General features: G+C 73.1%; 6 protein-coding genes. All 6 read right to left on the minus strand.

Annotated elements, in window-relative coordinates; translation table 11 throughout:
• On the minus strand, nucleotides 1–560 hold a 560-nt coding region (locus I0Q12_RS15945; RefSeq protein WP_197252840.1), incomplete at its 3' end, for an FAD-dependent oxidoreductase.
• Nucleotides 557–736: a ferredoxin gene (locus I0Q12_RS15950; RefSeq protein ID WP_197252841.1), complete on the minus strand. Its 180-nt coding sequence runs from the start codon at nucleotides 734–736 to the stop codon at nucleotides 557–559. The genes I0Q12_RS15945 and I0Q12_RS15950, both read right to left, overlap by 4 nt.
• Nucleotides 733–1908 (minus strand): cytochrome P450, encoded by a 1176-nt coding sequence (locus I0Q12_RS34650; RefSeq protein WP_197252842.1) that lies wholly within the window; start codon nucleotides 1906–1908, stop codon nucleotides 733–735. Before I0Q12_RS34650 ends, I0Q12_RS15950 begins: the two co-directional genes overlap by 4 nt.
• A gap of 123 nt (nucleotides 1909–2031) precedes the next feature.
• Nucleotides 2032–2988 (minus strand): TIGR03557 family F420-dependent LLM class oxidoreductase, encoded by a 957-nt coding sequence (locus tag I0Q12_RS15960; protein WP_197252843.1) that lies wholly within the window; start codon nucleotides 2986–2988, stop codon nucleotides 2032–2034.
• A 97-nt stretch (nucleotides 2989–3085) separates the two neighbouring features.
• Nucleotides 3086–4519: a carotenoid oxygenase family protein gene (locus I0Q12_RS15965; protein WP_197252844.1), complete on the minus strand. Its 1434-nt coding sequence runs from the start codon at nucleotides 4517–4519 to the stop codon at nucleotides 3086–3088.
• A 129-nt stretch (nucleotides 4520–4648) separates the two neighbouring features.
• Nucleotides 4649–7752 (minus strand): non-ribosomal peptide synthetase (locus I0Q12_RS15970; RefSeq protein ID WP_197252845.1); only part of this gene is annotated, 3104 nt, incomplete at its 5' end.

Consider the following 7752-nt stretch of genomic DNA (forward strand, 5'->3'; position numbering starts at 1 on the left):
GTGGTGAACACCTCGGACAGATACCCGCCGAACTGCGGGCGCATCGGTGCGGTGTCGGCGACGACGGTGACCTCGCAGCCGGCCTGCACGGCCGCGGACGCGACCTCCATGCCGAGCGGCCCGGCGCCGACGACCGCCACCGACGGACGCGCCGCGAGCCGGTCGCGCAGCAGCAGCGCGTCGTCGAGGGTGCGCAGCACCAGCGCGTCCTGGCCGAGCCGGCGGGCCCGGGTGCCGGTGGCGATCACGAGCCCGTCGAAGGGCAGGTCGCGCCCGTCGTCGAGCCGCACCGTCCGGGCGGCGACGCCCAGGCCCACCGCGGCGACGCCGAGCAGCTCGGTGGCGCCGTGCGCGGGGGCGGCGAGCTCGTGCGAGCCGCCGTCGGTGAGCAGCGCCTTCGACAGGGCCGGCCGCGAGTAGGCGGGCACCGGTTCGTCGCCGACGACGGTGAGCTCCCCGTCGAACCCGGCGGTGCGCAGGCTGTCGCAGGCGGTCTGCCCGGCGATGCCGTTGCCGACCACGACGACCCGGTGCATCCCCGGGGTCTGTGCGGCACTCATGCGAGTTTGAGGGCGGCGACGGGGCACACGCGCACGGCGGCACCGGCGGTGGCGGCCCGCGGGTCGCCGTCGTCGAGGATCAGCTCACCGTCGTCGTCGAGGTGCATCAGCTCGGGTGCGACCTCCTCGCACAGTCCGTGGCCTTCGCAGCGGGGGCGGTCGAGGGTGATCTTCATGACGGGACAACCTCCAGGATCTCGAGTGCGTCGATGGAGCGGGTGGTGTTGCTGGGCAGCCGGATCGGGTCGGCGGCGACCAGGCGGCGGGCGTGCCGGGCGAGGGCGGCGATGACCGCGTGCGCCTCGAGCCGGGCCAGGCCCTGCCCGGCGCAGCCGTGCGGGCCGTACCCGAAGGACAGGTGATCGACCGGGTTGCGTTCGACCCGGAAGGTGTCCGGATCGTCGTAGTGGCGCGGGTCGCGGTTGCCGGCGCCGAGCAGCACCGCCGCCTGCGCCCCGGCCGGGATCAGGTAGCCGTCGATCTCGACGTCGCGGGTGACCGCGCGGCCCCAGGCGTGCAGCGGCGCCCAGTAGCGCAGCACCTCCGCGAACGCGGCCGGCACCAGCGTCGGGTCGGCGCGCACGAGGTCGAACTGGTCGGGGAACGCCGCGAACAGGGCGATCAGGTTGCCGATCGAGGCGATGGTGGTGTCGACCCCGGCGCCGAGATACTGGTGGATGATGTGCCCGGCGCTGCCGGCGGGGACGGCGCCGCGCGCCTCGGCGTCGAAGATGCCGCGGCCGACCGAGCCGGGGGTCAGATCCTCGGCCTGCACCTGCGAGCACCAGGCGTACAGCTCCCCCGCGATGGGGAAGTTCTCGGCGGTGCGCTGGTTCATGGGGCCGAGGACCTCCATGGCGGCCTGACCCCAGCGGAGCATGTTGGCGCGGACCTCGCCGGTGAAGCCGATGAGGTCGGCGACGACCTCGAGCGGGAAGGCGCGGGCGAGGGCGTCGATGGCCTCGAACGAGCCCTTCTCCACCAGGTCGGCGACGAGCGCGTCGGCCTTGGTCTCGATGGTGGACTTGAGGCCGCGCAGGGCCCGCGGTGAGAGGTTCTCGGTGAGGGTGGCGCGCAGTTCGGTGTGGATCGGTGGGTCGGACGCCAGGGACGTGCCCTGGAGGGCCTCGTTGGCGGCCGGGTTGAAGGCGATGCTGCGGGAGGAGAACGTCGCGGTATCGGCGAGGGCGCCGCGGATGACGTCGTAGCGGGTCAGGGCGTAGACGTCGTGGGCGGGCAGGTACACCACCGGGCCGAGTTCCCGCAGCTCGGCGAAGGTGGGATAGGGGTCGGTGAGGATCTCGTCGGCGAACAGGTCGAGGTCGGAGCGCGGAGGGCTGGTGGTCATGCCTCCAGTGAAGAGGCCACCGTCACATAATTCCAATTCATAAACCACATGTAAGTTCATGTATGTGGTTCATATTTGGTTCGGTGCGCTTCCCGCGGCCCGGCAGGTCGGCCGGTCACCGGCTCAGGACGTGGCGAGGGCCGGTCGCAGCTCGTCCGCGTAGAACCGGAAGAACCCGTCGACGTCCGGCCCGGCGTTCACCAGCGCCAGGTGGTCGAACCCGGCGTCCGCGTAGCCGCGGATCTTCTCCAGGTGACGGTCGGGGTCGGGGCCGTACCCGAAGCTGTCGGCGAGGTCCGACTCGCGGACCGTCGAGGCGGCCGCCTCGAAGTTCACCGGATTCGGCAACTCGGCCTGCACCTTCCACCCGGCCGCCGAGAACCGGAACAGCCTGTGCGCCGACGCCAGCGCCGCCTCCTCCGTCGGCGCCCACGCCAGGGACACCTCGCCGTAGCGCGGCCCGGTGCCCCCGGCCTGCCGGTACGCGGCGATCAGCTCGGGGTCGGCTTCCGTCGCGAACAGGCCGTCGCCGAGTTCGGCGGCGGTCGTCACCGCCGGACCGCCCGACCCGGCGACCACGATCGGCGGCAGCTCGTCGGGCAGGTCGAACACCCGCGCGTCCTCGAGCCGGATGTGGCGGCCGTCGTAGCTGTGGTAGCCGCCGCTCCACAACAACCGGATCACCTCGATCGATTCGCGCAGCATCTGCGTCCGGGTCGCGGCGGCCGGCCAGCCGCGCGCCACCACGTGTTCGTTGAGGTTTTCGCCGCTGCCCAGGCCCAGCACGAACCGGCCGTCGGACAGCAGTGCCGTGGTGGCCGCGGCCTGCGCGATGATCGCCGGGTGGTAGCGCAGGAACGGGCAGGTCACGCCGGTGGCCAGCCCGAGGGTGGAGGTCTTCGCGGCGATCGAGCCGAGGATCGACCAGGCGAAGCCCGAATGGTTCTGGTCGTGCAGCCACGGGTGGTAGTGGTCGCTGATCTCGACGAAGTCGAAGCCGGCCTCCTCGGCGCGCACCGCCTGGCGCACCAGCTCGGTCGGTGAATACGCCTCGGCGAACAGTTTGTATCCGATCTTCACGCCCGTCTCCGTTCGTTCCCGCCGCGCGGATCCGCCGCGCACACGCTCGTCCGTGTGATGCGGCTACCCGCGGCGGCGGTCCGCGAACCCGGCACGGTCAGCGCGGTGTGAAGGTGCCGTGGAAGGTCATCGGCACGTGGTGGCGCAACCCGAGGGTCGCGACCGGGCCGGCGTCGGGACGCTCGGCGGGAAGGATCAGCACCCGGGACCGGCGCTCGGCGGCGCTGTGCTGGACGGTGAGCAGCCACCCCTGGCCCTCGGTGGCCGAGGCGGGCGCGAACAGCGGCTCGCACACCGTGTCGCCGGGGTCGCCGACGAAGCGCCGGATGGTGCCGGTGGTGTGGTCGACGGTGGCGATCGAGTCGGGGTCGCCGCCGGGGACCGAGGCCTCGGCGAGGTAGGTGTGGCGGTGCGCGGTGGTGGTGCGCCGCGGGTCGAGCTGCGGGAATTCGCAGCCGCGGTCGCCGAGGACCTCGCGGGTGATGCGGCGGGTGCGCCGGTCGATGCGCAGGCGGGTGAGGATGCCGCCGAAGGCGGGTCCGGCGTTGCCGCGGTAGTCGCGCAGGTGCCCGTTCCAGCGTTCCCAGCTTTGCGTGGGATCGTGGGCGACCACGTCGACGACCGTGGTGGTGTCGTCGTCCTCGTAGGCGTTGGTGACGTGGAAGTGGAACAGCGCGTCGTGCTCGATCTGCACGGGCCCGCCGCCGTCGCGCGGCACCAGCACCACGGTGGTGCCCTTCTCCGGCGCGAACGTCAGGGCGTGGTCCATCGGGCGCAGCCCGAGCAGCATCGACACCGGGCGGGCCACGATCAGCGGATCGACGACGAACACCAGGTGGCGTTCGGTGAGCGCGAAGTCGTGCACGAACGCCGGTTTCGGGATGGGGAACGCGGCGATCTCGGTGAACGCGCCGCGCGGGGTGCGCCGGTAGCAGCGGATCAGCGGCCGCGGGTAGAAGTCGAGGCCGAAGTTGTAGAGGTCCCCGGTGCGCGGATCGATCTTGGGGTGCGCGGAGAAGGCGCCGAGCCGTTTGAGGCGGCCGCCGAAGTCCTCGATGCCGAGGGTGTCGAGGGTGGCCGGGTCGAGGGCATGCGGTTTGCCGCCCTCCCACAGCGCGTAGAGGCGGTCGCCGTGCCGGATCGCGTTGGTGTTGGCCATGTTCGCCGGGAAGCGCAGCGCGTTGGCGAGCGGCCCGCCGCGGCGGGGGGTGCCGAATCCGCGGGGCATCTCCGCGGTGCGGTTGCTGCGCCGGTAGCTGCGGGTGCGCACGTAGCGGTTGCGGAAGCGGATCTCGTCGTCGCCGATGTGCAGCCGCGAGATCATGCCGTCGCCGTCGAAGATGTGCTCGACCGGGTGGCCGGCGACGTCGAGGCGTCCCGGTCCGATGCGGTAGAGAGCGCCGCGCAGCCCGTCGGGGATGCGGCCGGTGATCTCGTCGACGGTGTAGTCGTGTTCGCGGTGCAGGGAATCCCACGGGGAGCTGCCGAGCGGTGCGGTGCGGTGGACCCCGGAGCCGGGTGCGGCAGTCATGGATGAAATGTCCCACCCTGGAACACGTTCCTCAATTGTGTCTCGTCACAGGGGTGCGCCGACGCGCCGGTGTGCCGAAATGGCGGCTCCCACCGCCACAATGGCACACCGGCGCGTCAGCGCCCGGCGTCAGCGCCGCGGGGTACCGACCTCGCCGCGACCCCAGTGCCGGAATGCGCTGTCGCTCTCCTCGAGCCGGGCCGCGAGCACCGCGACGATCGTCTCCACCGCCCGCGGGGAGACCATCTCGTGGTGCTCGCAGTCGAGGCGGTACTGGTGGATCTCCCCGGAGACCACGTTGTGCCAGGCGGCCACGGCGGGGATCGACGCCGCCGACCGGCTGGCGGTGAAGAACAGCACGTCCCCGTCGAAGGTGTCCGGGGAATGCCGCCGGGCCGCGCGGGACGCCTCGGTCGATCCGGAGTGGATGCGCTCGAGGTGCGCGGCGGTCAGGCCGGTGCTGCCGCCGAGCGACTCGTCGAGGATCGCCGCGGCCCGCTCGAAGGTCGGTTCGGGGCCGCCGTTGACCGACACGCCCAGGTCGCGGAGCATGTCCTTGACCCCGACCGCCGGGGCGCCGCCGGGGATCGCGAGGTGGCTGTCGAGCAGCGCGAGGGTGTCGACGACCTCCCCGGCGCGGCGCAGTTCCACCGCGACCGCGTGCGCGATGACCCCGCCCAGGGACCAGCCCAGCAGGTGGTACGGCCCGTGCGGCTGCACCCGCCGGATCTCCTGCACGTACCGGTGGGCGAGCGTCCGGATGGTGTCGGTGCGTCCCTCCCCGCTCAGCGCCGGCAGCTGCAGCCCGTACACCGGCCGGTGCCCGTCCAGGCGCTGCGCGAGCGGGGCGTAGGCCCAGGACAGCCCTGCCGCCGGATGCACGCAGAACAGCGCCGGGCCGGTGCCCTCGCGCAGCTGCACCAGCACCCGCAGCGCGTCGTCGACGGTCGCCGGTTCGCCCGGTTCGGTCAGGTGCGCGGCCAGGTCCGCCGCGGTCGGGTGCACGAAGATCGCCTGCAGCGGCACCCGCCGGCCCAGGCGCTCCCCGAGCGCCGGCAGCATGCGGGTGGCCAGCAGCGAGGTGCCGCCCAGGTCGAAGAACCCGTCGTCGACCGACACCCGCTCCAGGCCGAGGTGCTCGGCGAAGACCTCGGCGACGATGCGTTCGAGTTCGTTCTCCGGGGCCCGGTAGCGGCCGGTGGCGGTCCCGAAGTCCGGGGCCGGCAGCGCGCGGCGGTCGAGCTTGCCGGCCGGGGTGAGCGGGATCTCGTCGAGCACGATCACCGCCGTCGGCACCATGTGCGACGGAAGCTGCTGCGCCACATGTGCTTTCAGTGCGGCGGGGTCGGGTGCGCTGTCCGGGGCGCAGCGCACGTAGGAGACGAGCACGGTCTGCCCGGACGGGGCGGTGTGCCCGACGGTGTGCGCGAACACCACCTGCTCGTGGCTGCCGAGCGCGGCGTCGATCTCGCCGAGTTCGATGCGGAACCCGCGCACCTTGACCTGGAAGTCGGAGCGCCCCACGTACTCGAGGTCCCGCTCGTGCGTCCAGCGGACGATGTCGCCGGTGCGGTACATCCGCTGCCCCGGCACGTGCGGGTCGGCGACGAACCGGGCCGCGGTCAGATCCGGGCGGGCGTGGTAGCCGCGGGCCAGGCCCGGGCCGGCCACGTACAGTTCCCCGGCCACCCCGACCGGCACCGGCCGCAGCCGCGCGTCGAGCACCAGCGCCCGGAACCCGCGGGCGGGCCGGCCGATGGTGACCGGGTCCCCGGCGGCCAGCGGCGCACTCAGCGAGGTCATGATCGTCGCTTCCGTCGGCCCGTAGGCGTCGATGACGCGCCGGCCCGGCGCCCAGCGGGCCACCAGCTCCGGCGGGCAGGCCTCCCCGGCGACCAGCAGCACCCGCAGCGCCGGCACCGCGACCGGGTCCAGCGACGCCAGCGCGGTCGGGGTGATGAAACTGTGCGTGACCCGGTGGGTGTCGAGCACCGCGGCCAGGTCCTCCCCGCCGTACACCTCCGGCGGGACGATCACCAGGGTCGCGGCCGCCGACAGCGCCATCATCTGCTCGAACACCGACGCGTCGAAGCTCGGCGACGCCAGGTGCGAGACCCGGCCGGTCGGGTCGACCTGCAGGTGCTCGCGTTCCTCGGCGGCCAGGTCCGTCAGGCCCCGGTGGGTGACGGTCACCCCCTTCGGGCGGCCGGTGGAGCCGGAGGTGTAGATGAGATAGGCCGGGTGGTCCGGGCGCAGCGCCGCCGGCCGGTCACGATCGGTGACGGCCGCGGCGGCGCGGGCCGCCAGCGCGGCGGCGGTGTCCGGGTCGTCGAGCACGATCCACTCCACACCGGACGGCAACGCGGCCCGGTGCGCGGCGGTGGTGATCCCGAGCCGGGCCGCGCTGTCGTCGAGCATGTAGGCGATCCGGTCGGGCGGATAGGCCGGATCGACCGGCACGAACGCGGCCCCCGAGCGGATGACCGCCCACACCGCGGTGACCGACTCGATCGAGCGGGTCAACGCGAGCGCGACGACCCGGTCGGGTCCGGCGCCGCGATCGAGCAGCATTCGCGCCAGCCGGTTCGCGGCGGCGTCGAGGTCGCGGTAGGTGACGGTGCGGTCCCCGTCGACAACCGCGACCGAATCCGGGGCGGCGGCCACGGCCGCATCCAGCAGCTCGGTCCACAACCCGGTGCCCACCCCGGCCGGGCCGTACGCCGGCACCAGCGCCCGGGTCTCGTCGGCGGTGACCAGGTCGATGTCGCCGACGGGCCGGTCCGGGTCGGTGGTGAGCGCGTCGAGCAGCCGCACGAACCGGTCCGCGAACCCGGCGACGGTGCCGGCGTCGAACAGGTCGGTGGCGTACACGAACGCCGCATCCAGTCCGCCGGTGTCGGTTTCGGCGAGCAGCAGTTCCAGGTCGAAGTTGCACACCGTCGGATCCAGCTGCAGCCCGGTGACGGTCAGGTGCGGCAGTTCCAGGCTGGGGCGGGCGTTGTTCTGGAACTCGATGGACACCTGGAACAGCGGCGAGTGCGCGGTCGAGCGGACCGGGTCCACTTCCTCCACGACCCGTTCGAACGGCACGTCCGCGTGCGCGAACGCGTCCAGGTCGGCGGCGGTGACCCGGCCGAGCAGCTCCGCGAAGCCGAGCCGGCCGGGCACCCGGGTGCGCAGCACCAGGGTGTTGACGAACATGCCGACCAGATCGTCGAGGGCCCGGTCGCCGC

The organism is Rhodococcus sp. CX (assembly GCF_015865005.1).
Classification (GTDB): Bacteria; Actinomycetota; Actinomycetes; order Mycobacteriales; family Mycobacteriaceae; genus Rhodococcus.

Coding starts and splice junctions, on each gene's coding strand:
- I0Q12_RS15965 (WP_197252844.1), bottom strand. CDS start 4,519: ATGACTGCCGCACCCGGCTCCGGGGTCCACCGCACCGCACCGCTCGGC.
- I0Q12_RS34650 (WP_197252842.1), bottom strand. CDS start 1,908: ATGACCACCAGCCCTCCGCGCTCCGACCTCGACCTGTTCGCCGACGAG.
- I0Q12_RS15950 (WP_197252841.1), bottom strand. CDS start 736: ATGAAGATCACCCTCGACCGCCCCCGCTGCGAAGGCCACGGACTGTGC.